Source organism: Humidesulfovibrio mexicanus (genome assembly GCF_900188225.1).
Lineage (GTDB): Bacteria > Desulfobacterota > Desulfovibrionia > Desulfovibrionales > Desulfovibrionaceae > Humidesulfovibrio > Humidesulfovibrio mexicanus.
Map to the genome: position 1 here is coordinate 15,136 of NZ_FZOC01000010.1, position 25,377 is coordinate 40,512.

22 protein-coding genes are annotated in these 25,377 nt (G+C 61.9%); 11 read left to right on the forward strand and 11 right to left on the reverse strand.

What is annotated here, in order from left to right:
- Positions 1-5 precede the first annotated feature (5 nt).
- The 4 genes from CHB73_RS15535 (at position 6) to CHB73_RS15550 (ending at position 6,877) form a co-directional block, all read left to right on the forward strand.
- On the forward strand, positions 6-2,306 hold the full coding sequence (locus CHB73_RS15535; protein ID WP_089275522.1) for an endonuclease MutS2: 2,301 nt from the start codon (positions 6-8) through the stop codon (positions 2,304-2,306).
- A gap of 19 nt (positions 2,307-2,325) precedes the next feature.
- Positions 2,326-4,077: a DNA primase gene (gene dnaG / locus CHB73_RS15540; RefSeq protein ID WP_089275523.1), complete on the forward strand. Its 1,752-nt coding sequence runs from the start codon at positions 2,326-2,328 to the stop codon at positions 4,075-4,077.
- Positions 4,074-5,834, forward strand: a complete 1,761-nt coding sequence (rpoD, locus tag CHB73_RS15545) for an RNA polymerase sigma factor RpoD (protein WP_089275524.1) — start codon at positions 4,074-4,076, stop codon at positions 5,832-5,834. The genes dnaG and rpoD overlap by 4 nt, the downstream gene beginning before the upstream one ends.
- A gap of 68 nt (positions 5,835-5,902) precedes the next feature.
- The gene (locus CHB73_RS15550) at positions 5,903-6,877 is read left to right on the forward strand and encodes a CobD/CbiB family cobalamin biosynthesis protein (protein ID WP_089275525.1); all 975 of its coding nucleotides are present in this window, start codon (positions 5,903-5,905) and stop codon (positions 6,875-6,877) included.
- A gap of 138 nt (positions 6,878-7,015) precedes the next feature.
- Here the strand turns inward: CHB73_RS15550 and proC are convergent, their stop codons facing one another.
- From proC to dut, 11 genes are all read right to left on the reverse strand, one after another.
- Positions 7,016-7,810 (reverse strand): pyrroline-5-carboxylate reductase, encoded by a 795-nt coding sequence (gene proC / locus CHB73_RS15555; RefSeq protein WP_089275526.1) that lies wholly within the window; start codon positions 7,808-7,810, stop codon positions 7,016-7,018.
- 5 nt (positions 7,811-7,815) lie between these two features.
- A complete protein-coding gene (gene ndk, locus CHB73_RS15560) occupies positions 7,816-8,241 on the reverse strand; it encodes a nucleoside-diphosphate kinase (RefSeq protein ID WP_089275527.1) in 426 nt (141 codons plus the stop codon).
- 142 nt (positions 8,242-8,383) lie between these two features.
- Positions 8,384-9,361 (reverse strand): flagellar motor switch protein FliM, encoded by a 978-nt coding sequence (fliM, locus tag CHB73_RS15565; RefSeq protein ID WP_089275528.1) that lies wholly within the window; start codon positions 9,359-9,361, stop codon positions 8,384-8,386.
- 145 nt (positions 9,362-9,506) lie between these two features.
- Positions 9,507-10,406, reverse strand: coding sequence for a divergent polysaccharide deacetylase family protein (locus CHB73_RS15570; protein ID WP_179217089.1), 900 nt, complete (start codon positions 10,404-10,406; stop codon positions 9,507-9,509).
- 292 nt (positions 10,407-10,698) lie between these two features.
- Positions 10,699-12,006, reverse strand: coding sequence for a S41 family peptidase (locus CHB73_RS15575; protein WP_089275530.1), 1,308 nt, complete (start codon positions 12,004-12,006; stop codon positions 10,699-10,701).
- A 42-nt stretch (positions 12,007-12,048) separates the two neighbouring features.
- Entirely contained in the window at positions 12,049-13,164 is a 1,116-nt protein-coding gene (locus CHB73_RS15580) for a murein hydrolase activator EnvC family protein (RefSeq protein WP_089275531.1), read from the reverse strand.
- Positions 13,161-13,835: an endonuclease III domain-containing protein gene (locus CHB73_RS15585; protein ID WP_089275532.1), complete on the reverse strand. Its 675-nt coding sequence runs from the start codon at positions 13,833-13,835 to the stop codon at positions 13,161-13,163. The genes CHB73_RS15580 and CHB73_RS15585 overlap by 4 nt, the downstream gene beginning before the upstream one ends.
- The gene (locus CHB73_RS15590) at positions 13,835-14,719 is read right to left on the reverse strand and encodes a 50S ribosomal protein L11 methyltransferase (RefSeq protein ID WP_089275533.1); all 885 of its coding nucleotides are present in this window, start codon (positions 14,717-14,719) and stop codon (positions 13,835-13,837) included. The genes CHB73_RS15585 and CHB73_RS15590 overlap by 1 nt, the downstream gene beginning before the upstream one ends.
- 45 nt (positions 14,720-14,764) lie before the next feature.
- Entirely contained in the window at positions 14,765-14,974 is a 210-nt protein-coding gene (locus CHB73_RS15595) for a hypothetical protein (RefSeq protein ID WP_089275534.1), read from the reverse strand.
- A gap of 65 nt (positions 14,975-15,039) precedes the next feature.
- Positions 15,040-16,254 carry an aspartate aminotransferase family protein gene (locus CHB73_RS15600; protein ID WP_089275535.1) on the reverse strand — a complete coding sequence of 405 codons (1,215 nt, stop codon included), beginning with the start codon at positions 16,252-16,254 and terminating at the stop codon, positions 15,040-15,042.
- A gap of 34 nt (positions 16,255-16,288) precedes the next feature.
- Positions 16,289-16,774 (reverse strand): dUTP diphosphatase, encoded by a 486-nt coding sequence (gene dut / locus CHB73_RS15605; protein WP_089275536.1) that lies wholly within the window; start codon positions 16,772-16,774, stop codon positions 16,289-16,291.
- 169 nt (positions 16,775-16,943) lie between these two features.
- Here dut and glgP point away from each other — a divergent pair, with 169 nt between their 5' ends.
- From glgP to yajC, 7 genes are all read left to right on the forward strand, one after another.
- Positions 16,944-19,511 carry an alpha-glucan family phosphorylase gene (gene glgP, locus CHB73_RS15610; protein WP_089275537.1) on the forward strand — a complete coding sequence of 856 codons (2,568 nt, stop codon included), beginning with the start codon at positions 16,944-16,946 and terminating at the stop codon, positions 19,509-19,511.
- 271 nt (positions 19,512-19,782) lie between these two features.
- Entirely contained in the window at positions 19,783-21,309 is a 1,527-nt protein-coding gene (locus tag CHB73_RS15615; protein ID WP_089275538.1) for a glutamate synthase-related protein, read from the forward strand.
- A gap of 18 nt (positions 21,310-21,327) precedes the next feature.
- Entirely contained in the window at positions 21,328-21,774 is a 447-nt protein-coding gene (locus CHB73_RS15620) for a 4Fe-4S dicluster domain-containing protein (RefSeq protein ID WP_089275539.1), read from the forward strand.
- Between the two features lies 1 nt (position 21,775).
- Entirely contained in the window at positions 21,776-23,065 is a 1,290-nt protein-coding gene (locus CHB73_RS15625; RefSeq protein ID WP_089275540.1) for an NAD(P)/FAD-dependent oxidoreductase, read from the forward strand.
- 37 nt (positions 23,066-23,102) lie between these two features.
- Positions 23,103-24,200, forward strand: coding sequence for a class II glutamine amidotransferase (locus CHB73_RS15630; protein ID WP_089275541.1), 1,098 nt, complete (start codon positions 23,103-23,105; stop codon positions 24,198-24,200).
- Positions 24,201-24,203: 3 nt separating this feature from the next.
- Entirely contained in the window at positions 24,204-24,956 is a 753-nt protein-coding gene (locus CHB73_RS15635) for a GltB/FmdC/FwdC-like GXGXG domain-containing protein (RefSeq protein WP_089275542.1), read from the forward strand.
- A 57-nt stretch (positions 24,957-25,013) separates the two neighbouring features.
- The gene (yajC, locus tag CHB73_RS15640; RefSeq protein ID WP_089275543.1) at positions 25,014-25,361 is read left to right on the forward strand and encodes a preprotein translocase subunit YajC; all 348 of its coding nucleotides are present in this window, start codon (positions 25,014-25,016) and stop codon (positions 25,359-25,361) included.
- Positions 25,362-25,377: the final 16 nt, after the last annotated feature.

The following is a 25,377-nucleotide window of genomic DNA, read 5'->3' on the forward strand; positions in this document are numbered from 1 at the left end:
CCTTCATGGAACCGAGAACCCTGCATTTGCTGGAGTTCCCGAAGGTCTTGAAAGAGCTTTCGGGGTTCGCCGTCTCCGAGCCTGGAGCCCTCGCCTGTCTTGGACTTCATCCCATGTCGACCGTCCAGGCGGTGCGAAGCGAACTTGCCCTGCTTGATCAAGCTTTGCGTTGGGTGCGCGAGTCGGGATTCCGTCTGACCCCGTTTCCGAATTTTGCCCCCTTTTTTCCGGAACTCGACGTTTCGCACCGGGTGCTGGACCTTGACGCCTTGTTCGCCTTGGCCCTTACCTTGGATCAGGCGCGCAACGCCCGCGATTTGCTGTCCCCATTCGCCGAAAGGGGCTGGGACGAACTCGTCGAGCTGGTTTCGGGCGCACCTTGGCCCGCGGCCACTTCATCCGCTCTCAAGCGCTGCCTGGATCAGGACGGGCGCCTCAAGGACGAAAGTTCTCCGGGGTTGTTTTCCGTGCGCCAGGAAATACGCGGAATCCACCAGCGCTGCTCCAAGCGCGTGAAGGATTTCGTGCTGGCCGAGAACATTTCGCAGTATCTGCAGGACGACTACATCACCATTTCGTCTGATCGCTACGTGCTGCCCCTCAAGGTAAACTTTAAGAACCGATTCCCCGGCATCATCCACGACTATTCGCAGACTGGCGAAACCTGCTATTTCGAACCCATGTTCCTGGTCGAGGTGAACAACACCCTGCAGGAGCTGAAGCAGGAAGAGCGGGCTGAAGAACGCAAGGTCTTGGAGTATGTGACCGGGCTTGTCCGTCAGGAGCGTCCTGGCGTTGTCGCCAGCTACGACAGCCTTGTGCGCTTGGATGTGCTCATGGCCAAGGCCCGGCTCGCCGAAGCCACCAACGCCCGCGCCTTGGACATCGGGGACGATTGTCCCGCGCGCCTGCTGAACGCCCGGCATCCGCTTCTGGCCCTGCACAACCCGGACACGCAACCGCTGGACATCAAGCTTCGGGAAGGGCAGCTTGCGCTTGTGGTCAGCGGCGGCAACGCTGGCGGCAAGACCGTGTGCCTCAAGACCGTCGGTCTCATCGCCCTCATGGCCTTTTCCGGTCTTCCCGTGCCCGTGGCCGAGGGATCCTCGCTCCGCCTGTGGACCAGCGTTTTTGTGGTGCTGGGGGACGAGCAGAGCCTTGAGGAGCACGTGAGCACGTTCACTGCGCAGATTCAGTACATCTCGCGCGTGTGGGATCGTGTGGACGATCGCACCCTTTTCCTGCTCGACGAGTTCGGTGCGGGCACCGACCCGACGCAGGGCGCGGCGCTGGCCCAGGCGGTCATCGATGCCTTGCTGGACCGCGGAGTTACCAGCTTTGCGGCCACGCACTTCCCGGCCTTGAAGGCGTATGCCTTGGCGACCGAACGGGTGCGTGCGGCCAGCGTGTTGTTCGACCCCGCAACCAAACGTCCGCTGTTCCGTCTCGCTTATGATCAGGTGGGCGCAAGCATCGCCCTCGATGTCGCCCGTGAGCATGGATTGCCTCGGACCATTCTTTCCCGCGCCGAACAGTATCTGCTGCTTGACGGCTCCGACACCAGCGCCGTGCTGGACCGTTTGAACGCTCTCGCCGTGAAGCGTGAGCGCGAGAACGAGGCTCTGGAACAGGAGCGCGCCGCCTTTAAGAAGAAACGTGAAGGCTTGGAGGCCCGCTTCGAGAGGGAGCGCGCCAAGCTGTTGACAGAGGTGCGCGCCATGGCCCAGGGGGTTTTGCGCGAATGGAAGAGCGAGCGCATCGGCCGCAAGCAGGCCCTCAAAAAGCTGGCTGATGTGCGTGAGCGCCTGGAACCTGCCGCGCGCGATGACGAGACATCCCCCTCATCCAGCCTGCAGTGGGAGGACATTGTCCCTGGCGGACGCGTCAGCTATAAGGCCTGGAGCAAATCCGGCGCGGTTGTCGAGAAGGATGAGCGCAAACGCCAAGTCAAGGTGGATTTTTCCGGTGTGGCCATGTGGGTGGCCTTTTCGGAATTGAGCCTGGATGCACAGCCATCTCAACAGGTGAGGAAGCCCGCTGGCGGCGTTGCCGCGGACCTTGGCTTCACGCCGCGCATCGACTTGCGCGGGCAGCGCGCCGACGAGGCGCTTGCGGCCCTGGCGCAATTTCTCGATGCTTCGCTTCTGCGCGGCGCCCGCGGAGTGGAGATTGTGCATGGCCGAGGCACCGGCGCCTTGCGCAAGGAGATCCACGCCTATTTGCGCACCGCACCCGGAGTTGCGTCCTACACCTTGGCCAACGAGGATCGTGGCGGCGACGGCATGACCGAGGTGGCGCTCAAGTAGCGCCGGAGGTTCCGGAGTCATGGACAGGCAGGTCATTCAGGCCATCAAGCAGCGGATCAACATTGCGGAGATGGTCCGGCGCTACGTGTCCCTCCGCCCAGCGGGCGGACGGCTCATGGGCTTGTGCCCCTTTCACCAGGAGAAGACCCCTTCCTTCAGCGTCAACGAAGCGGAAGGCTTCTTCTACTGCTTCGGCTGCCAGGCCGGTGGCGATGTGCTGGATTTCTACCAGCGCGTCAATGGCTTGGAATTCAAGGACGCCCTGGAGCACTTGGCGCAAGAGGCCGGGATCGAGCTCAAGGCTTTTGCGCCCGATCCGGCATATGACGAGCGGCAAAAAATGAAGCGGCTGTGCCACGAAATGCATGAGGCCGCGCAGGAGTATTATCGCCGGAATCTCGGCTTGGCCGTGGGGGATGTGGCGCGTGGCTACCTGGCCCGGCGCGGAGCGGCGGAAGAGGCGATTGCCGCCTTCGGCCTGGGCGCCAGCCCGGACGACTGGCAGGGACTGTCGGTTTTTTTGCGGTCGCGCGGCTTTGCGCCACAGGATGCGGTCATGGCCGGACTTTTGTCCCAGAACGAGCGGGGACGGGTTTACGACCGCTTCAGAGGCAGGCTTATTTTTCCGATACAGAATTTATCGGGTCAGGTTATTGCCTTTGGCGGCAGAATACTTACAGAGGGTGAACCCAAGTATCTGAACAGCAGCGACACGCCCATCTACAAGAAAGGGGAACATCTCTACGGTCTCTTCCAGGCCCGCCAGGCCATGACCCGCAGCAAGCGGGCGATACTCACGGAAGGGTACATGGATGTGCTGTCGCTGCACCAGTTCGGCTACACGGATTCCTGCGGAGTTCTCGGCACCGCGCTCACCATGGATCAGGTGAAGCGTCTGGCCGGGTTTTGTTCGCGCATGGAGCTGATCTTTGACGGGGACGCGGCGGGTCGCAAGGCGGCTTTGCGCAGCGCGGAGATGATTCTGCAGTACGGGACCAAGTGCGGCGTGGTGCTTATGCCCGATGGCGAGGATGTGGACAGCCTGCTCCAGAAGCTTGGACAGCCGGGCCTCGACGCTTGCCTCAAGAATGCCGTGGACGGTCTGGAGTATTGCACTTCCGTGGTGCGTGAAACCCTTTCGCCAAGAGAAATTGTGGCCTGGGCCAATGGGTTTTTGGCGCATCTGGCCGATAATTCCTTGCGCCCGTTCTACATACCGAGACTGGCGGAAGGCCTGGGCATTGCCGAGGCGGATTTGCGCCGTTTCGGTGCCGGGCAGGGGCGGCAAGGCGGGGGCGGCGGTTTCGCGCCGAACCGGTCGCGAACCGATGCGATGCCGTCGCCCAAGGCCCCGGCGGTCGGCCGCGAGGAACGGGACGACCGCTATTTCCTGCGCTTCGCCATCCAGTATCCGGAGTATGTCCCGGAATTGGTGAAGCGCGGGTTCGAGCGCCTGCTCACCACGGATTTTGGCCGTGCTCTGTGGGAGAAGCTCGTGGCGGCCCAGGGAACCGATGTTGTGCCGACCCTTGACCTTGAGGAAAAAAGCTTCTGGGCCGACACGCGCTCGAGGGAAAAGCCCGAGGGTGAGGCTTTGGCCGAGGAGTGGACGCACGTTTGCCAACGCATTGCGTTTGCGGATGTGCGGAACACGCGAGAGCAGTTGATGGAAGACATACGCCGGGCCAGCCAGTCCGGTGACCCGGACGAAGTGAAACGACTCATGGCCGCGCTTACGGATCTCAATGCCCCCAGCAGGGAGGAAGAATGAATAATTTGAAAGAAATCCAGCAAATCAAGCTCCTTATCGCCAAGGGCAAGAAAAACGGATTTCTGACTTTCGAGGAAGTGGGCAAAACGCTCCCCACGGAGATGAACACGCCCGATCAGCTTGAAGAGGTGATGAGCATCTTTGACCAGATGAACATCGTCATCGTGGATTCTGAGGAAAATGGGAAAAAGCTGACCTCAGAAACTGCGGATACCGACGAGGAGCTTGATCTGGCGCCATCCGACGGCGACGATGCCGCCGACTATTCCTCTCGTTCCACCGACCCCGTGCGCATGTACCTGCGCGAAATGGGCGCCGTGCCCCTGCTGGACCGCGAAGGCGAGGTGGTCATCGCCAAGAAGATCGAGAACGGCGAGTTGGACGTGCTGTACGCCTTGGTGGAGGTGCCCGTTGCCGTGGAGGAACTCGTCCAGGTGGGCGAGGACCTCAAGAACACCCGCATCAAGCTTAAGGATGTGGTCAAGACCATTGAGGAGGACGACCCCACAGAGGATGAAATGAACCAGCGCCAGCGGGTCATCTTCTTGCTCGACGAGGTCAAGGTCCTCTACAAGAAGAAGCGCAAGATATACGACAAGCTCGACGCCTGCGCCCAGCTCGACCGCCGCGTCACCGCCGTGCAGAACGACATCCTCTCGTACAAGGAGGAAATCGTCACCAGGCTGCGCGACATCAAGATCGAAAAGACCCTTGTCGACCGCATCATAGAGACCGTGTCCGACTATGTGCGCCAAATGCACAACTGCCAACGCGACCTTTCGGCCTATGTGCTTTCTGTGGGCAAAAGCCGCGACGAGATCGTGCGCATCTTCAAGGCCGTTGACGACCGGGAGATGAACCCCGTGAACGCTTCGGACGCGCTCGGCATGACCGTGGATGAGTTCTTTTCCTTCAAGGAGATGCTTTCGGGCAAGATGGAGATCATCACCCGGCTGCAGGACAAGTGCTGCCACAATGTGGACGACTTGGAAGAGGTCCTCTGGCGCATCAAGCGCGGCAACCTGGCCGCCATGCGCGCCAAGCAGGAGCTCATCCGCGCCAACCTGCGCCTTGTGGTGTCCATCGCCAAGAAGTACACCAACCGCGGCCTGCAGTTCCTGGACCTCATCCAGGAGGGCAACATCGGCCTCATGAAGGCCGTGGACAAGTTCGAGTACCAGCGGGGCTACAAGTTCAGCACCTACGCCACCTGGTGGATCCGGCAGGCCATCACCCGCGCCATAGCCGACCAGGCGAGGACCATCCGCATCCCCGTGCACATGATCGAGACCATCAACAAGCTCATCCGCACCAGCCGCTACCTGGTCCAGGAGCTTGGCCGCGACCCCTCGCCGGAAGAGATCGCCGAGCGCATGGACTATCCCGTGGAGAAGGTCAAGAAGGTGCTCAAGATCGCCAAGGAGCCCATCAGCCTCGAAACGCCCATCGGCGACGAAGAGGATTCGAACCTTGGCGATTTCATCGAGGACAAGAAGGCCACCGCCCCGGCCGAGGAGGTGGTGAGCACCAAGCTTTCCGAGCAGATCGCCAAGGTGCTGGCCGACCTGACCCCCCGCGAGGAGCAGGTGCTGCGCAAGCGCTTCGGCATCGGGGAGAAAAGCGACCACACCCTTGAAGAGGTTGGCAAGCTCTTCAATGTCACCCGCGAGCGCATCCGCCAGATCGAGGCCAAGGCCCTGCGCAAACTGCGCCACCCGGTGCGCAGCAGCGTGCTTCGGTCCTACTTCGAAAGCTAGGCCGCCATATTCCGGGCGGGGAGGGCGGACACAACGCTTTCCCCGCCTTTTTCGTTTCAGGAGGCGTGGTGTCGAACCTTCTGGCCTTGACATTCTTCAGCCTGCCCACGCTGGCTTTTGCCCTCGACTTGCTGCTTGGCGATCCGCACAGGCTGCCACACCCCGTGCGGGGCTTGGGATGGGGGCTGGACCGCCTGGAGCCCCTCGCGCGACGGTGCGGACTGCCTCTGCGGTTCGCCGGAGCCTTGTGCGTCGGGCTCATGGCCGGGGGGGCATATGCCGCTGTGGACTTCCTGTGCGACATCCACTTCTTCGGCGTTCTTCTCCTGGCGTATTTCTCATATGCCGGGCTTGCTCTTGGCGAGCTTGTGGACAGCGGGCGTGAGGCGCTTGAGCTTGTGGAGGATGACGGGCGGCTCGACGATGCGCGGCTGGCGGTAGGGATGCTGGTGAGCCGGGACACAACGACCATGCAGGCCCCGGAACTGCGCAAGACCCTGGCCGAAACCGTTTCTGAAAACTTTTGCGACGCCTTCGTTGCGCCCCTGTTCTACCTTGTGCTGGGCGGACCTGCCCTCATGTGGGCGTACAAGGCGGTCAGCACCATGGATTCCATGTGGGGCTACCGCACGGAGCGTTTCAACCAACTGGGCTGGGCGGCGGCCCGAGCTGACGATGTTCTGGCGTACCTGCCTGCGCGAGTATCGGCTGTGCTTCTTGTGGGGAGTGGGGCAATTTTGCGTCTGCCCTGGCGCGAGGCCATGGCCCATGTTCGGGCGGAAGCCGCGCGCATGGAGAGCCCCAACGCTGGCTGGCCCATGGCGACATGCGCCTGGCTCCTCGGGGGTGGCATGGGGGGGGCGACGCGGTACTTCGGAGAGATCAAAAACAAGCCGATCCTGGGCCCGCAAGGTGCTCCATGGACTCTAGAAAAACTCAAACAATTATTTAGACTCGTTCTCTTGTCTGGGTTTGCTGGCGTCGTGTTGTTGCAGCTGTGCAAGGTCGTTGTCGTGCGGCATCTGCCATGGCTTTGGCTGTAGCACCGGTCGCGCATCAAAAGAGCAGAGCTGTTTCACAAGAGTTTCACATGTACAGGCGGGCCGCAGCGGCAGCAGCAGGGCACAAAAAAAGGCCGACTGGGCTCAGCGTCCAGTCGGCCTTTTGTCGTTTTAGGAGCGTTAGCCCAGTTCGACGTTGCGGTCGTAAGCCTCGCGCACGGCGTCCACGATGACGCCGCGCATGGCCATGCGGTCGAAGTGCATGGTGGCGCGGATGGTGGACCCGGCCGGGCTGGTGACCATCTCGCGCAGTTCGGCCAAGTGCATCCCGCCTTCTTCGGCCAGCTTGGCCGATCCGCTGAAGAGCGCCTTGACGATGTCCGTGGCCTGTGCGCGGGGCAGGCCCAGGTTTACCCCGGCCTCCACAATGGCGTCCATGACATAGAACACGTACGCCGGCCCGCAACCCGCCACGCTGGTGAAGGCGTCGAAGAGTTTCTCGGGCAGTTCGTGCACCTGGCCCAAAGGTTTGTGCATGGCCCGGATGAAATCTCGGCGCTCTGCATCGAGGCTTGCGTCATCAAAGCACAGGGCGAATACCCCTGCGCCCACCAGGGCCGGGGTGTTGGGCATGATGCGCACCACAGGACAGCGTCCCCCGCAAAGCTCCTGCAGGCGAGCCATGGTGATCCCGGCCGCGATGGACAGCAGGCAGTGCCCGGGGGAGAGCTCCGGAGCGATGTCTTCAAGCGCGGCCGGGAGGTGTTGCGGCTTTACGGCCAGCAGCACGTAACGGCAGTGCTTCACCAGGGTTTTGGGCGAGGGTTCGGCCGTAAGCCCGACCTCGCGGCCCAGCTTTTCAAGCTTGGCCGAGTCCAGGTCGTAGCCATGCACCTGTATGCCCTGTGCGGCCAACCCTTTGATGATGGCCGTGCCCATGTTCCCGACGCCGATGAAGCCGACGCGATTGTTCATTGCCCTTATTCCCCCACGATCTCCAGGGAGCTGAAAAAGTAGGACATTTCGACCTTGGCGGTGTCCGGTCCGTCTGAGCCGTGGCAGGCGTTGGCCTCGATGCTCTTGCCGAACTTCTTGCGGATGGTGCCTTCGGCGGCCTTGGCGGGGTCGGTGGCGCCCATGAGTTCGCGGTAGCGGATAATGGCGTTATCGCCTTCAAGGCAGGACACCACCACCGGTCCGGAAATCATGTATTCCACGAGATCCTTGAAAAAGGGGCGCTCCTTGTGCACGGCGTAGAAGCCCTCGGCCTGGGGGCGGGTGAGCCGGATCATCTTCATGGCCTTAACGGTGAGGCCCGCATCGAGGATCATCTGGATGATGGCGCCGGTCTGTTTTGCGGCGACGGCATCGGGTTTGATGATGGAGAAGGTGCGCTCGGTCGTCATGTGGTGTCCTCCGGTGAATGGTGTATGCGGCGCATGGGCCGCTTGTGTTCGCGTGCAGGGAAATGCACCGCAAACGCGGCGCAAGTCAAGGGCTTTGGCGGTCCGGAAGGGGGCTGCGGATGGGCGAAGACAAAAGCGAAAGCTAGAAGTGCAACTGCTCGTCCTTGATGATCTTGAAGCTCTTGTTGCCTTTTACGCGACCAGGCACGCCATGGAATTTCCGCACGCCTTCGATCTCGACCTCCAGCAGATCCTCCGCATCGGTGTCCAACAGCATGATGTCGCCGACCTCGAGATTCAGAAGTTGCCGTCCTGTGATGCGTGATTTGCCGAGGCGCACAAGAAATTCCACCGGGGTTTCGAGCAGCCGCTCCTTGAAGCGGCTGATCCACACATGGTCCACCTCAAGGCGTTCTGACTGGAAGGAGGCGTGCAGTTTGGAGCGGATGGGCTCCATCGTGGCATACGGCAGGCAGCAGATGAGCGAGCCGATGGCGTTTTCCAACTCCACTTCGAAGGTGATGACGATGACCACATCGCTTGGCGGAACGATGGCGGCGAACTGCGGATTGACCTCGGAGCGCACCACCTCGATGTGCACCTCATGCACGGGCTTCCAGGATTCCTCCATGTTGGAGAGCGCCACCTTGACGACCTTGTCCACGATGGCTTGCTCAATGGGCGTGAAATCGCGCCCTTCCACCTTCGGTTGACTGCCCGCGCCGCCGAAAAAGTTTTCCACCAGGGCGAAGACCAGGCGCGAGTCCACAACCAGCAGGGCATTGCCCCGCAGGGGCTCCATCTTGAAGATGGAGATGCTGGTCGGAACGGGGAGCGAGCGCATGAAATCCCCGAATTTGCTCATGTCGATGGAGATGGGATTGATATCCACGCGTTTGCGCATGGTGTTGGCCAGAGCGTTTGTGCACAGACGAGCGAAACGGTCGTTTACGATTTCCAGGACCGGCATTCGGCCGCGGATGATGCGGTCCTGGTTGGTGAGGTCGAAGGGAACGATGCCGGAGTCATCTTCTGGAATGTCGGGCGTTGTTTCAACTTCTCCGCCGGAAAGACCGCGCAGAAGGGCATCTACTTCATCTTGTTCTAGAATTTTGCTCATGTCCGCCGTTCCTTGTACGCCCGTGGTCCCAGTGGAAGGAAAAAGCCGTTCTGCCGGAAAATGCTAGCAAAAATCGGGCCTAGAGAGATGGCTCGCCAGTTGAATCAAAAGGATAGCCTGAAGACCGCGGAATTGGCAAGGCGCATCATTGCGGCGGCAACGAAGATACGGTGACCACATGAACGGATGGGCTCTTTTTCTTGAGCCAGGCGCGGATGGCGGCAACGGTCTGCTTGTGCGGATGCCCGATGGCGATGGCGTGTCCGTGCTTCAGGGCCGCAGCTTCGGCCACGCGCAACTGGGCCACAATGGCGGGCACGGCGAGATCATTGTCCAGAAACACATCGCGCTGGTGCACTTGCAGCCCGATGCGGCGGGCCTCGGCGACCCCGACGCTCTTTGCCGTGGTGCGGCTGTCCAGAAAGAAAAGCCCTTGCCCCTTTATGGCGGACAACGCCGCGCGCATCCCGTAGGTCGACTCCGTAAAGGCCGAGCCCATGTGGTTGTTGACGGCGACGGCTCCAGGCACCCGTGACGCGGCGCGGCGCACAACCTCCTGAATCCTTTCGGCGGTCATGCCGTCAAGCAGCGCATGCGGGCCGGGCGCAACCTTGGGGTAGCCTTTGGGCTGCATGGGGAGGTGGATGAAAATTTCTTTCCCCGCGGATTGCGCAATGTTGAGCACCTGCACCCTGTGGCCGCTGTCGGGCCAGATGGAAAAGGCAATGGGAACGCCAAGCGCGGCCAGATCGCGCGCCACGGCCACATCTTCGCCCATGTCGTCGATGACGATTGCCAGCCGCCCCTTGGCCGGGTGCTTCTCGGCTGGCTCCGGGGTGAGCGGAGTGAGACGCAGCAGCAGGCAGGGCACGCCATCCACGCGCACTTCCCATTCGTCGTGGGCGTTCACATGCAGCGTCACACCGTGAATTTGGGACAGCTTCTTGTCGAGCCCCTGGCGCAGGGAGTGGGAGTCCGCAGGCGGCAGGCGCAGGGCGACAAACGCATAGGGTTCGCCATTGCGCAAGCGTTCTTCGGTCGTCACGACTTTGGGTTCTTGAGCTCCCGGCGCGACTTGGCCCAGCACATGACGAACGGCTTCGGAGGCGAGGGCGGCTCGCGAGGACAAACTGTCCGCCTGTGGAGATTCGGTTGCGTTCTGCATGGATGGGGGAGGTGGGGCGACGCTCCGGGACATCAACAAGCCAACAGCGAGTGCGGCCGCCACGGCCAGGACGATCCACAGGACAAGCCGCTTGCGAGCGGGCGAAAGGCCAGGACCAGGCCGACGTTTCCCGGCCTGGTCCTTGTTGTTGCTGTGCTGTGTCATTGGCTTGCTAGCGAATGTCCCGAATCTTGGGGAGGGTCTTGACCATTTCAAGCCCCAGTCGCAGTTGGTTGTCCTTCTCGATCAGCGCACGCGCGGCATCGCTCTCCTGGCCAGGTTTGGCCGGGGTCTTCTTGCCTTTCTTGGCGCTGCCGTTTTCCAGGTGACGGGAGAAGTCCTTTTCGCGGAACGTGAAGCGGTCTTTGAGGTTCTTGTCCTCGTCAGAGGGAGGTGCGGTGAAGGGAATTTCCAGGTCCGGCACGATGCCCTCGGCCTGAATGGAACGGCCGTTGGGCGTGTAGTACAGGGCGGTGGTGAGCTTGATTCCCGATCCGTCCGGCAGAGAGACTACGGTTTGCACCGAGCCCTTGCCAAAGGTCTTTTCGCCAATGAGCAGGGAACGCTTGCGGTCCTGCAGGGCCCCGGCCACGATTTCCGCTGCGGAGGCGCTCCCCGCGTTGATGAGGGTGACCACCGGCGTTTGCACGAGGTCGTCGGAGGACTTGCGACCGGTAAAGTCGCGGCGCGACTGGGGATCTTTTCCCTGGATATAGACGATGAGCCCATCCTCAAGGAAGGTGTCGGCAACGGTCACGGCCTGTTCAAGCAGACCGCCAGGATTGTTGCGCAGATCAAGCACGATGCCCTGAATGGGGGTCTTCTTGGCGTACTCGGCCAGCTTCTCGCGCAATTCCTTGGTGGTGTGCTCGTTGAAGCGGGTAATGCGGCAGAGCACGTAGCCCTTGTCCAATTCCTGCGTCTTGACGCTGATGATGGGGATGGTGCCGCGGGCGATGGTCACGTCTTCCGGCTGCTGCGCGCCCTTGTGCAGAATGGTCAGGGTGACGGTCGTGCCCTGCGGGCCACGGATTTTTTTCACGGCCTCGGTCATGCCGAGTTCCATGGTGGGGTCGCCGTCAATTTCGAGGATGATGTCCCCGCTTTTGAGGCCGGCCTTGTGGGCGGGGGTGTCCTCAATGGGGGACACCACCACCAATCGACCGTTCTCGGAGCTGATCTCTATGCCGATGCCGTGGAAGGCGCCGCTGGACGAGACCTGCAGTTCCTTGAAGTCTTCGGGGGAGAGGAAGGCCGAGTGGGGGTCGAGCTGCTCAAGCATTCCTTTGATGGAATTTTGAATGAGTTCGGCCTTGGTGACCGGCTTCACATAGTGCGTTTCCACCATGTCGACCACTTGGCTGAACCTGCGCAGGGCCTCGAACTGGTCGTCCTTGGCCGGTGCAGCCCCAAGGGGCGCCGGGGCCACGGTCAGGGTCAAAAGCATGATGAAACAGACAAACCAGATGCCGACGCGCATAGAAATCCTCCAGGGATCGGACCAGGAACGGAACAGCGCCGCCTAATGGGCGGGCATGAGCCACAGCTGCGGATTAATGGGTTTCTGGTGAAAACGCAATTCGAAATAGAGTCCGTTGCCGTGCGCTTCCGGGTAGTACCCTGCGCGGCCTATGGGTTCGTCCTTCTCCACGTCCTGTCCCGGCTCCACGCTGGTCTCAGACAGATAGGCGTACAACGTGTAGTAGTCGCCACCATGGTAGAGGATGACGACCTTGCCCAGGCCGCGCAGCACGTCGTTATGGACCACCTTGCCCCAAAACACGCTGCGAACGGTGGCCGCTTCGCCGGTGGCGATGCCGATGCCCCTGCGGGCGGGCTTGCCTTCTGGCGCGAAGGCCGTCACGACACGGCCTCCAACAGGCCAGGGCAGGGCGGCCTTGAAGGCCTCGAACTTGCGGCCGCGCAGGCTTACCAGCTGGTAGTTGAGCTGTTGAATGGTCTTGAGGATGCCTTGCAGTTCGCCCTCTAGATCGCGACGCTGGGAGTTCACCTGGTTCATGCGCGCATTGAGCGCAAGCCGGTCCTTGAGCAGGGCGTCCTTTTCCGCGTTGACGGCGGCCAACTGCCTGTCGACACGCTGTTCGAGTTCACGCTGGCGTTCCAGCACGCCGGAGAGCTCCTGCTCCTGACGCCGCACATCCTCAAGCATCGCGCGTGCGCGGGCATAGGCCGCGCCGTTCCACTGAAAACGGCGGTCCGCAGAATCCCATCCGTCCGCCAGCCGTGCCCCCTCCTGCATCCCCTGGGCCTGCACGGGCCACAGCAGTTCCAGCAGACGCCGAAGCTCACGCACGGATTTTTCGCGGCGCACGCGCAACTCTTCGTACTGCCCGGCGTGGCGAGCCTCTTCCGCGCGGATGAGGGCAAGCTCCTCCTCCTGCTTGGCGATGCGCGCCTGAGTCGCCTTCATGCGGGTCTCAACCTCTCCCAGCTTGCCCGCCAGGGATTTTTCCCGTGCGGCAAGCCTGCGCACCTCGCCCTTGCGTTCCTCGGCCTTCAGGCGTTCGTTCCGCAAGGTTTTTTCCAGCTGCGCACCCTGTGCCCAGGCCGCGGGCAGCGGCACGGACAGGGCAAAGGCGGCGGCAAGCCAGAGTACGGTCAGGAGGCGCAGAATCATATGGCCATCCGATCCGTATCGGGCAGCAGGGACCGCCCTGGGCACTGTGCGCAAAGGGGGCGCGACTTGTGGCACCACTCTTTGGCGGCGCGCACGATCAGTGCATGAAATTCATTGTAATCTTGAACAGATGCTGGGAGGGAGGATTGGATGATTTCCTGGACCTCGTGGTAGTCGGTCTGCTCCGGGATGAGTTGGTGGCGCGAGAACATGCGCATGGTGTAGGCGTCCACCACGAACGTCTGTTTGCCAAGGGCGTAGCACAGGATGGAGTCCGCGGTTTCCGGGCCGATGCCCCGCACGGCCAGCAGTTTGGGGCGCAACTCCTCCAGGGATTTTCGGGACAGAGCCTCGATGTCGAGGCCAGATTCTTCCTCAAGAAAATCCAGAAAATCTGTCAACCGTTTGGTTTTGATGCGGAAGTACCCTGCTGGGCGGATAAGCTCCTCCAGGCGTGCGGAGGGGAGGGCGCGCAGCCCGCGTTCCGTCATTGCCTGGGCTTGTTTGAGGTTGGCGATGGCCCGCTCAACGTTTTTCCAGTTTGTGTTCTGGGTAAGAATGGCGCCCACCGCCACCTCGAAGGGGGTGTCGCCGGGCCACCAGCGGCTGGGGCCCAAGGCCTCGGCAAAGGCCCGGTACATGCCCCGGATGCGTTCCCCCGAGCGTGACATCAGCTCTCCGCTCCCTCCGCCCTTACGACGTGTGTCCAGAGCAGGCCGCACCATTCGCCTTCGTCGCGCTGCACCGGGTCGGGAAGGCCAAGGCGTTTGTATGCCCGGATGACGTCCTGCGCCTGCTCCACCAGGATGCCAGAAAGCGCCAGGCAACCGCCGGGCGCCAAGTGCGACAGGATGTCCTTGGCCATGAAGATGAGGGGCTTGGACAGGATGTTGGCCACGATGACCTGAAAGCGCTTGTCTTCCGGCAGGGTGGTGATGCCGCCCACGGCGACGGAAAAGGCTTCCGCGACGGCGTTTATCTCGGCGTTTTCCCGTGCGCAGGCAATGGCCTGTGGGTCGATGTCGAGCCCCAGGCCGTGCAGGCCGAGCTTTGCCAGGCCGATGCCCAGGATGCCGGAGCCGGTTCCCAGGTCCAGGAATTCCATACCGGGCGCGATGTGGCCCTCGCGATTGAGATCGGCGATGCAGGTGAGGCAGAGGGCCGTGGTGGGGTGGTGCCCGGTGCCGAAGGCCATCTTGGGTTCGATGATGATGGGCGTGAATTCGGCGTGCTGCTCGTCCGAAAGCCAGGGCGGCAGGATTTCGAAACGGCCACCGCACTCGATTGGCGTGAAGAATTCGCGCCAGCTCTGGCCCCAGTCCTGGCTCTGGGCCTCTTCGGTCCTGATGCCGGAGTGCGGCCACCGCGCGCCGATTTGTCGGGCGACCTCCCGCCCTTCCTCATGGTTTTCCAGATAGGTGCTGAAGTGGGTGGTGCCGTCCACCGCCTGCGACTCTTCCCAGCCGTGCTGGATGGCGGTGGAGAGGAACAGAACGGCCGCGTCGTAGTCGGCTTCGGGCAGTGAGAACTCGATTTTGAGCAGGTCCTGGGTCATGAGCGGGCAATCCCATTGGTGTTGGTGGTGTCGGGGGGAGGGCGATCAGGCTATGGAGTCCACAAGGGAGCCTGTGCCCGTGATTTCGGAACGCATTTGGGCCGTATGCAACCGCTTGGCCTGGTCGTCCACCACGACATGCGGGTGCTCGTTTGCGGTCACAAGCGGGGTGGGATGGGGCTGTACGCTGGCCAGGCGTTTTCCGTAGGGCAGGCGAGACTCCTCGGGCGGCACGGGGTCGCCGCCCTGCCGCACGAAAGAGGCTCCTTTGGAAATTGGCGCGATTTCAGACATATCGCCCCAGGGGCTCGTCCCCGTTGTTAGCTCGTCTTCTTGTCCGAGCCAAGAATATCATCCAGGGCTTGGGCAAAGGCAAGCAGATCCTCCGCCGCGATGGTGAGGGGCGGCAGCAGCCTGAGCACGGTGCCGTGCGCCAGGTTGCACACGAAGCCCCGCTGGCGCAGGTCCGCGTGGATTGTTTCTCCAGGGCCGGAGAGCACGATGCCGATCATGAGGCCCAGGCCCCGCACACCTGCGATCCGATCCGGGTGCTTGGCCTGAACCGCGCGGAAGGCGTCGAGGGCCAGCTTGCCCAAATCGCGGGCGCGCCCGGCAATGTCGTCGCGCTTCATGATCTCCACAACCTTTGCCGCCACGGCGGAGACGACTCCTCCGCCGCCGAAGGTGGTGGCGTGGGAACCGGGCACGAAGCCCTTGGCCACATGCTCCTTGGCCAGCATGGCGCCCATGGGCAGGCCGTTGGCCAGGGCCTTGGACGTGGTGAACACATCTGGCTCGACGCCGTAGTGTTGGTGCGCCCAGAACCTGCCCGTGCGGCACATGCCGGTCTGCACCTCATCGACCATGAACAGGCAGCCCGCCTCGCGGCAGATGTCCGCAGCTTCGCGTACGTAGGACTCTGGCAGGGGAAGGACGCCGCCTTCACCCTGGATCATCTCCATAAGCACGGCCGCGGTCTTTTGCGTCACCGCCGCGCGCAAGGCGTCTATGTCGCCGAAGGGCACACAGGAGAAGCCTGCGGGCAGGGGCTCGTAGCCTTCCTTGATGCGCCCGGCCTGTCCTGTGGCGGTGAGGGTGGCCAGGGTGCGGCCGTGGAAGGAGCCGGAGAGGGTGATGATCTCGCCAGCATCCTTGTAGCGCACGGTGCGCATATAGCGCCGCGCCAGTTTGATGGCGGCCTCGTTGGCCTCAGCGCCGGAATTGCAGAAGAACGCCCGGTCGCAGGCGCAGGTGGAGAGCAGAAGCTCGGCCAGCTCAACCTGCGGGGATTGATAAAAGAGGTTGCTGACGTGCAGCAGCTTCTCGGCCTGACTGGCCATGGCCTCCAGCAGTTCCGGGTGGCTGTGCCCCAGGTTTGCCACAGCGATTCCGGCCAGAAGGTCCACGTATTGCTTGCCGTCGAGGTCGGTCATGCGTGCGCCCTTGGCCGCTGCAATGGCCAGGGGATAGCGTCCGTAGGTCTGGAAGAGGACTTTCTTTTCCCGCGCCACCAGCGCGTCGTGCTTGCTTGTCATTATATATATGCTCCTTGCGGAATTGAACGTGAGCCTACACCTTTCCCGTATGGCCAAAGCCGCCCGCGCCGCGCGCGGTCTCGCCTAGCGCATCGGCAGCGGTGAGCCGGGCCGCGAAGACCGGCAGGAACACCAACTGCGCGATGCGCTGTCCTCGCTCTATGGTTTGAGTCTGGCCAGAGGTGTTCAAGAGCCACACGAGGATTTCGCCGCGGTAGTCCGGATCGATGACCCCCACGCCCTGGGCCACGGTGAGCCCGTCCTTGGCGCCAAGGCCGGAGCGGGAGAACACGAATCCCGCGATGCCCGGCCGCATGATCTCGATGGCCAGACCGGCCGGAACGGGCGCGCGTTCACCGGCTGGGATCACCAGGGTGGGAGAATCGATGCAGGCGCGCAGGTCGAGCCCGGCGGAGTGGTCCGTGGCGTAGGCCAGGGTGTTTTCCTGCCAGACCTGGTGCAGGTAGCGCACGCGGACTTCGAGCTGGTCCTGGTCGGCCGCGCCGTGCTGATGCGTCATGTTCCTCTCCTTCTTGATCGCCAAGCCGGATTTCTTTCCAACGAATCGCCCGTCCTGTCAATGAAAGTCCCCGTCGCGCAATCGTCACGTTGCCAGCCTTGCAATTTCTTCGCGCGCTTTATACGCTGTACGCGTCCAAAAATTCCACATCCCCCCTCAAGGAGACTTCATGCAGGCGCTGCGCGTGTTCAGCGTGGTCCCCAAGCTCCCGCCACGGTTGGAAGCCCTCTGGGATCTCGCGTATAATCTCTGGTTTTCCTGGAACAACGACATTACCAATATTTTCGCAACCATTGACCATGATTTGTGGACGGCCTGTGACCAGAACCCAGTGGAGCTCCTGAACCGTCTGTCTCAGCGGCGCATCGAGGAACTCGCCCGGGACGACTTCTTTCTCCAGCGTCTGGCCGACGCCAAGCGCTCATTGGAGCATTACAAAGACCGTCGGCACTCGCCCTTCAGGTTTCCGGCCCTGCCCGACCGCGATATGGCCGTGGCCTATTTCAGCCTGGAGTACGGCATCGCCATGTGCCTGCCCATCTATTCCGGCGGGCTGGGCGTTCTTGCGGGCGACCACCTCAAGAGCGCAAGCGATCTGAACCTGCCCCTTGTCGGCGTGGGGCTGCTGTATCGCGAGGGCTATTTCCGCCAGTACATGACGCCCGATGGCTGGCAGCAGGAACGCTACCCCGGTCACGACTTCGAGCAGATGCCCCTCAAGCCCGTGCTGGACGACATCGGCAACCAGCTCCGCATCTGCGTGGGTCTGGCCGGGCAGAGCCTCTGCGCCCGCGTATGGGAGGCGCAGGTGGGCAAGGTGCGTCTGTTTCTGCTCGACACCAATCTGTCCGAGAATAGCCATGAGTTTCGACAGGTCACAGCGCGCCTCTATGGCGGCGGCCTGGAGATGCGCCTGTGGCAGGAGATCCTGCTTGGCATCGGCGGCATCAAGGCGCTGACGGCGATGGGCATAGAGCCCATGGTCATCCACATGAACGAGGGACACTCCGCCTTTGCGGGTCTGGAGCGCATTCGCGTCTACATGCAGGAACACGGCCTTTCTTTCGAAGCCGCAACGGAGCTTACGGCCTCGTCCAGCGTGTTCACCACGCACACTCCTGTACCGGCCGGGAATGACCGCTTCCCACCAGAACTCATGCGCGCCTATTTCGAAGATTACGCCGGGAAGCTGGGATTGGCCTTCAAGGTCTTCATGGCCCTTGGGCGGGAGGATCCCCGCGACGAGGGCGAGCACTTCTGCATGACTGTGCTGGCCTTGCGCCTGTCGCGGTTCTCCAACGGCGTGTCGCGGCTGCATGGTGAGGTGTCCCGCCGCATGTGGCGCAAGGTGTGGCCGCAGAATCCTGTGGAGGACGTGCCCATCGGCTCCATAACCAACGGGATTCATGCGGCGACCTGGGTGGCCCGTGACATGGCCATCCTCTACGACCGCTACCTGGGCAATTGGCGCGAGGATCCGGACTGCAAACGGATATGGGAGCAGGCCGACAGCATACCGGATGCGGAGTTGTGGCGCACACACGAACGCCTGCGCGAACGTTTGGTGGACTTCGTCCGCAAGCGGCTGCGCAAGCAGTTGATGGACAAGGGCGCACGCCAGAAGGAAGTGCTGGTGGCCGATGAGGTGCTGGATCCACAGGCCCTCACCATCGGCTTCGCCCGGCGTTTCGCCACCTACAAGCGGGCCAACCTGCTGCTGATGGACAAGGAGCGGCTGGTGCGGCTGCTCAACGACTCCGGCCGACGCGTGCAGTTCATTTTTGCGGGCAAGGCGCACCCCAACGACAACGAGGGCAAGAAGATCATCCAGGAACTCCAGCAGTTGTGCCGCCGCGATGATTGCCGCGCCAGCATGGTCTTTCTGGAAGACTATGACGTGAAGATCGCCAGCCGGATGGTCCAAGGCTGCGACGTCTGGCTGAACAACCCCCGGCGGCCGTTGGAGGCCTGCGGCACCAGCGGCATGAAGGCCATGATCAACGGCGTGCTTCAGGTCTCAACCCTGGACGGCTGGTGGGACGAAGCGTTTCAGCCGGACAACCGCCTCGGCTGGGCCATAGGCAGGGGAGAGGAGTACGAGGACGCCTCCTACCAGGATTTTGTGGAGAGCCAGACCCTGTTCAATATTCTTGAGAATGACATCCTGCCCGAATTCTATGACCGGGGGCGGGGCAACCTGCCGCGCAACTGGCTGCTCAAGATGAAGTCGGCCCTGCGGGAGCTGGGGCCAGTCTTCAACGCCCACCGCATGGTGGAAGAGTATGTGGAACATGCCTATCTGCCTTCCTGCCGCAACTATGTGAGCCTGGTGAAGGACGACTTCCGCGCGGCCAAGGAACTGGCCGACTGGCGGATGCGCCTCATGACGCGCTGGGGGAATCTTGCCATCGACGACATCCGCACGGAAACCCACGCCGACGTCTTTGTCGAGGAGCCCATCCTCATTGAGGCGCGCGTGCATCTTGATGGTTTGTCGGTGTCCGATGTCCGGGTCGAAGTGTACCATGGTCCTGTGAGCCAGGACAGCGTGTTCACCCGCCGCAGCACCACGCCCATGTCCCCGGAGAAGGATCTGGGCGATGGGTGGCACCTGTACCGGGGTGAGGTTCTTCCCCAGGAGTCCGGGAGATTCGGGTTTACGCTTAGGATTTTACCCCACCATCCCTTGCTGTTGGATGCGCACGCCCTGGGATTAATTCGCTGGGCGAACGTCTAAACTACGCAGAGAAAGCCGTCTTTCGTTCGTGAAGGCGGCTTTTTTTGCGTCCACGATTCGTCATTTCCGTGCATGAGACACTGGGGCTTTGCAGGAACGCTATTACAAAAATGTTAATTTGACTACATTTTCGTATTCCTTTGTTGACAGCTCATTACCGTTATGATTTTCTGACGACCCCTGACAGCCGGACCATGCCGGGCGAGTTGCAAGATGGTTTGCTGCTCCACCCGGCGCATTCATCCAAAACACTTGGAGCGAGGTAACGGTTTTGCTTTTTCAGCCAATCAACCGAAACTATCACGACTTCTCCATTGTCCGCGACAAGGACCTTTGCATAAACTGCAAGGTCTGCGTTCGCCAATGTTCTTATGAGGCGCATTTCTGGGATGAGGCTCGCCAGAAAGTGATGCATGACAACGCAAAATGTGTTGGCTGCCATCGCTGCGAAGCCATGTGCCCCACAGGAGCATTGCTTATTCAGAAGAAACGTTCTGATTTCAAGGACAATGCATTGTGGAGGCCTGAGTTTCTCAAGTACATCTACAAGCAGGCCGACACTGGCGGGGTGTTGCTGACTGGCATGGGAAGCCCGGTCAATATCCCGGTGTACTGGGATAAACTCCTGCTCGATGCCAGCCAGGTCACCAACCCCTCCATCGACCCCCTTCGCGAGCCCATGGAGCTCAAGACCTTTCTTGGCTCCAAGCCGGACAAGCTGGAGTTCGTCAAGACCAAGGACGGCAGCCCCAAGCTCAAGACCAAGCTGGCCCCGCAAATAGAGCTGAATTATCCCATCATGTTTTCGGCCATGAGTTTCGGCTCCATCAATTTCAATCTGCATGTGGCCATGGCCAAGGCCGCGACAGAACTCGGCATTTGCTACAACACCGGAGAGGGCGGCCTGCACAAGAGCCTGTACCCCTACGGCAAGAACACCATTGTCCAGGTGGCTTCGGGCCGTTTCGGCGTGCATCGCGACTACCTGAACGCGGGCACTGGCATTGAGATCAAGGTGGGCCAGGGCGCCAAGCCTGGCATCGGCGGGCACCTGCCCGGCGAGAAGATCAACGCCATGGTCTCCGAGACGCGCATGGTGCCCCTGGGGTCCGACGCCATCTCGCCGGCTCCGCACCACGACATCTATTCCATCGAAGACCTGCATCAGCTGATCTTCGCCTTGAAAGAGGCCAGCGAGTACCGCGTCCCCGTGAGCGTCAAGATCGCCGCCGTGCACAACGTGGCCGCCATAGCCTCCGGCATCGTGCGCGCCGGAGCGGACATCGTGGCCATCGATGGCATTCGTGGCGGCACGGGCGCCGCTCCGGGCATGATCCGCGACAACGTGGGCATCCCCATCGAACTGGCGCTGGCCACCGTGGACCAGCGTCTGCGCGACGAGGGCATCCGGAACCGCGCCTCCATCGTGGCCGCTGGCGGCACCCGCTGCAGCGCCGATGTCATCAAGGCAATCGCCCTTGGCGCGGACGCCTGCTACATCGCCACCTCCGCGCTTATCTCCGTCGGGTGCACGCTGTGCGGCAAGTGCTACACCGGCAAGTGTCCCTGGGGCATCGCCACCAACGATGCCCGCTTGGCAAAACGCCAGAACCCTGAGGTCGCCGCCAAAAAGATGGTCAACCTGGTGCGGGCCTGGGGGCACGAGATCGAAGAAATGCTCGGCGGCATGGGGCTCAATTCCATCGAAAGTCTGCGCGGCAATCGTGACAAACTGCGCGCGGTCGGCCTCTCCGACACGGAGATGGACATTCTGGGCGTCAAGCACGCCGGTCGCTAACATGGGGGCGAGAAGAACATGAAACGCGTCTACCCTGACAAAGACTACTGCATCGGGTGCCATATCTGCGAGTTGGCCTGTCTCACCGCGCACTCGCAGAGCAAGGATCTCATCCTGGCCTACACGGTCGAACGCGGCCAGACCGGCCTGAGCCCCTGCAAGCATGTGCATGAGGGCGGTCCCGTGTGTGTGGCCCTTTCCTGCCGCCACTGCGACGAACCCGCCTGCGTGGCCGCCTGCATCTCCGGTGCGCTCCAAAAGGATTCGGAAAGCGGCCGCACCATTTATGACCGCGACAAGTGCGTGGGCTGCTGGTCCTGTCTCATGGCGTGCCCGTATGGGGCCATCGCCAGGCACCCGCTGGAGGCCAAGATCGTCAAGTGCGACCTGTGTTTCGACCGCCCCGGCGGTCCTGCCTGCGTCGCCGCCTGCCCCAACAAGGCCCTGAAGCAGGAGGAGCGCTAGCATGACCTATGTACTCATCGGCAATGGCGTCTCCTCCATCGGGGCCATAGAGGGCATCCGCCGGTACGACAAGGACGGCCGCATCATCGTCATCGGTGCCGAAGACGCCCCCGCCTACGGACGTCCGCTCATCTCCTACCTGCTGGCCGGAAAGATCGGACCGGACAGGCTGGCGCTGCGCGGCGCGGACTATTACGAGAAGAACGGAGTAGAGCTCAAGCTCGGCACCACTGTCACCGCCGTGGACACTGCCAAGAAGATCGTGAACACGGATACGGGCGAGACCGTGAAATACGACCGCCTGCTCATCGCAACCGGCGGCATTCCCTTTGTGCCGCCTATTCCCGGCGTCAAGGGCGAGGACATCTACTCCTTCACCACCCTTGCCCACGCCCAGACGCTCATCGAGCTGTCGGCCAAGATAAAGCGCGCCGTGGTCATCGGCGGCGGGCTCATCGGCCTCAAGGCGGCGGAGAGCCTGCACGACCGGGGCGTTTCGGTGACGATTCTCGAACTGGCGCCGCGCATCCTCTCCGGCGGATTTGACGAGAAGGCCGGTGCGCTCGCCGCCAATCGGCTCAAAAAGGTCGGCATCGAGGTCAACTGCGGCGTCACCGCCAAGGAGATCCAGCGCACGGCCGAGGGCCGCGTCAAAGGCGTGCTGCTGACCGATGGCCGCTTCCTGGAGTGTGACGTCGTGGTCGTGGCCATCGGCGTGGTGCCCCACAGCCAGCTTGCCAAGGACGCTGGGCTCAAGGTCGAGCGTGGCATCATGGTTGACGACAGGCTCATGACCAGCGCCAAGGACGTGTACGCCGCGGGGGACGTGGCCCAGGCCAAGGATCAGCTTACCGGCGAGCATCGCGTGGTGCCCATTTGGCCCAATGCCTACAACCAGGGCTACGCCTGCGGACGCAACATGGCCGGAGCCAAGCTGCCGTACCAGGGCGGCCTGCCCATGAACTCCATCAGCTTCTATGGCTTGCCCACCATCTCGGTGGGCGTGGTCAACCCGCCGGAGGACGACGCCTCCTTCGAGGTTCACGCTCTGTTGGACGAAGCCAAGGAGGCATACCGCAAGCTCGTTTTCCGCGATGGCAGGCTGGTGGGCTACGTGCTCGTGGGCGATATCGACAAGGGCGGCATGTACACCGCTTTCATCAAATTCGAAATGCCGCTCGACGGAGAGGCCAAGGATACGATCATCAACGCAGGTCCGGACGTGTTTCTGTGGCCCGCAGAGCTGTTCGACCAGACCTGGAACCCCGAGCCGACACAGGCCGCCCGCTAGACCGGCGGTCGGACATCCGCCTAGGAGCACTATTTCAATGAAAGCACCCGAACGGTATTACGACTTCCAGAAGGACATCTCCGGCTGTGGCGTCTTCGGGGTCATCAACAAGAAGCGTGAGCTCATCCCCGGCGACGTGCCCATCCGCGCCATGGCCTGCATGCACGACCGCGGCAACGGCCTGGGCGGCGGGTTCGCCGCGTACGGCATCTACCCGGACCTGGCCGACAAGTACGCCTTCCACCTCATGTGCGACACCCAGTCCGCGCTGGACAGCGCCGAGCAGGTGATCAAGCATTACTTCACCGTGCACGAGTATCACCCGATTCCCACCCGCAAGGTGGTGACCATCAAGAACGCGCCCATCGTCACCCGCTACTTCCTGTCCATCAAGAAGGACCGGCCCGAAGAAGCGCGCGAATTGGGCGAGCAGGACTACGTCGTGGGCGCGGTGATGCATATCAACCACAAGGTTCCCGGCGCATTTGTCTTTTCCAGCGGGAAGAACATGGGCGCCTTCAAGGGCGTGGGTTTCCCGGAGGACATCGCCGACTTCTTCCGCCTTGAGGAATACAACGCCTACATCTGGACTGGGCACAACCGCTTCCCGACCAATACTCCCGGCTGGTGGGGCGGTGCGCACCCCTTTACGCTGCTCGACTGGTCCATCGTGCACAACGGTGAAATCAGTTCCTATGGCATCAACCGCCGCTATCTGTGCGAACACAACTATTTGTGCACGCTCATGACCGACACCGAGGTGGTCGCCTACGAACTCGATCTGCTCATCCGCAAGCACGGGCTTTCCAAGGAGATGGCCTGCAAGGTCTTTGCACCGCCCTTCTGGGACGAGATAGCCCGTATGCCCAAGCAGGAAAAGGAGGCCTACACCGCGTTGCGCATGGTGTACGGCCAGGCCCTCTTGAACGGTCCCTTCGCCATCCTCGTGGCCGACAGCACCGGCCTTTTCGGCCTGAACGACCGCATCAAGCTGCGGCCGCTGGTCGTGGCCGAAAAAGGCGACGCGGTATTCATGTCGAGCGAGGAAAGCTCCATCCGCGAGGTCCAGAGCGACCTGGACCGCGTGTGGATGCCCAAGGCGGGCGAACCGGTCATCGTGCATCTGGAGGCGTAGAGCATGGCCAAGACTATCACCCTGGACGCTGGCGGCATCTATTACCGCCAGCTGAATGAGCAGATTCGTGAAGCCGTGGCCGCTGGCGCCACCAAGATCGTCCTGAACAACATCAATGGCCAGCGCTACATCGCCGGAGCCATGGAAGGGAAGCTCAGCTTCGAGGTCAACGGCGTGCCAGGGCAGGATTTGTGCTCGTTCATGCGTGGCCCGACGGTCCGCGTGAAGGCCAACGCCCAGGACGGCATCGGCAATACCATGGACGACGGCACCATCGTCATCGAAGGCTTGGCCGGCGATGTGGTCGGCTACGCCATGCGCGGCGGCAAGATCTTCATCAAGGGCGACGTGGGCTACCGGGTGGGAATTCATATGAAAGCCTACATGGACAAGCTTCCCACCATCGTCATCGGCGGAAAGGCCGGCGACTTTCTTGGCGAATATATGGCTGGCGGAATCCTTTTGCTTCTTGGAATGTATTCTGATAAGCCCACGGAACCGATCGCCGGACGCAGCCTGGGGACAGGCATGCACGGCGGGGTGATTTACGTGCGCGGCGAGGTTCCAGTGGAGCAGATCGGACCTGGGCTTTCCGCGCAGCCTGTGGATGATGCGGACACGGCCGCCATCACGGGTATCGTCAAGGAGTACGCCAAGGAACTTGGGCTTGACGCCAAGGAAATCCTGGCGGCTGATTTCGTGAAGATCAAGCCCTTCTCGCATAGGCCGTACGGCAACCTGTACGTGCCGGCATAGGCTTGGAGGGCGGGGCCGGGGCAATTCCGCCCGCGGTCCAGCATCCAGGAGGATTCCATGCTGTTTGACAATCTTGCCTTCGCCATGGGCGGCGCTGCCGGAAACGGCGGTGCTCAGGGCAACCCCCTTGGCGCTTTTGTGCCGCTCATCCTCATGTTCGCCATCTTCTACTTTCTGCTTATTCGGCCGCAGCAGAAAAAGGCCAAGCAGCATAAGGAGATGATCAACAACCTGAAGATCGGCGACCGCATCGTCACAAACGGCGGCCTGTATGGCACCATTGTCCGCATGAAGGACGCCACCGTCATCGTGGAGATTGCTGACAAGGTCCAGGTTGAGATGTTGCGCAACACCGTGGCCGACAAGGCCGAGGCCTTTGAAAAGTTGGAAAAGAAGGAAAAGTAGCCTTTTTCTTTGATTT

Coding starts and splice junctions, on each gene's coding strand:
- CHB73_RS15635 (WP_089275542.1), top strand. CDS start 24,204: ATGGCCAAGACTATCACCCTGGACGCTGGCGGCATCTATTACCGCCAG.
- proC (WP_089275526.1), bottom strand. CDS start 7,810: ATGAACAATCGCGTCGGCTTCATCGGCGTCGGGAACATGGGCACGGCC.
- yajC (WP_089275543.1), top strand. CDS start 25,014: ATGCTGTTTGACAATCTTGCCTTCGCCATGGGCGGCGCTGCCGGAAAC.
- CHB73_RS15600 (WP_089275535.1), bottom strand. CDS start 16,254: ATGACAAGCAAGCACGACGCGCTGGTGGCGCGGGAAAAGAAAGTCCTC.
- dnaG (WP_089275523.1), top strand. CDS start 2,326: ATGGACAGGCAGGTCATTCAGGCCATCAAGCAGCGGATCAACATTGCG.
- CHB73_RS15590 (WP_089275533.1), bottom strand. CDS start 14,719: ATGACCCAGGACCTGCTCAAAATCGAGTTCTCACTGCCCGAAGCCGAC.
- CHB73_RS15625 (WP_089275540.1), top strand. CDS start 21,776: ATGACCTATGTACTCATCGGCAATGGCGTCTCCTCCATCGGGGCCATA.
- fliM (WP_089275528.1), bottom strand. CDS start 9,361: ATGAGCAAAATTCTAGAACAAGATGAAGTAGATGCCCTTCTGCGCGGT.
- CHB73_RS15585 (WP_089275532.1), bottom strand. CDS start 13,835: ATGTCACGCTCGGGGGAACGCATCCGGGGCATGTACCGGGCCTTTGCC.
- CHB73_RS15575 (WP_089275530.1), bottom strand. CDS start 12,006: ATGCGCGTCGGCATCTGGTTTGTCTGTTTCATCATGCTTTTGACCCTG.
- CHB73_RS15630 (WP_089275541.1), top strand. CDS start 23,103: ATGAAAGCACCCGAACGGTATTACGACTTCCAGAAGGACATCTCCGGC.
- CHB73_RS15580 (WP_089275531.1), bottom strand. CDS start 13,164: ATGATTCTGCGCCTCCTGACCGTACTCTGGCTTGCCGCCGCCTTTGCC.
- CHB73_RS15620 (WP_089275539.1), top strand. CDS start 21,328: ATGAAACGCGTCTACCCTGACAAAGACTACTGCATCGGGTGCCATATC.
- ndk (WP_089275527.1), bottom strand. CDS start 8,241: ATGACGACCGAGCGCACCTTCTCCATCATCAAACCCGATGCCGTCGCC.
- glgP (WP_089275537.1), top strand. CDS start 16,944: ATGCAGGCGCTGCGCGTGTTCAGCGTGGTCCCCAAGCTCCCGCCACGG.
- dut (WP_089275536.1), bottom strand. CDS start 16,774: ATGACGCATCAGCACGGCGCGGCCGACCAGGACCAGCTCGAAGTCCGC.
- rpoD (WP_089275524.1), top strand. CDS start 4,074: ATGAATAATTTGAAAGAAATCCAGCAAATCAAGCTCCTTATCGCCAAG.
- CHB73_RS15535 (WP_089275522.1), top strand. CDS start 6: ATGGAACCGAGAACCCTGCATTTGCTGGAGTTCCCGAAGGTCTTGAAA.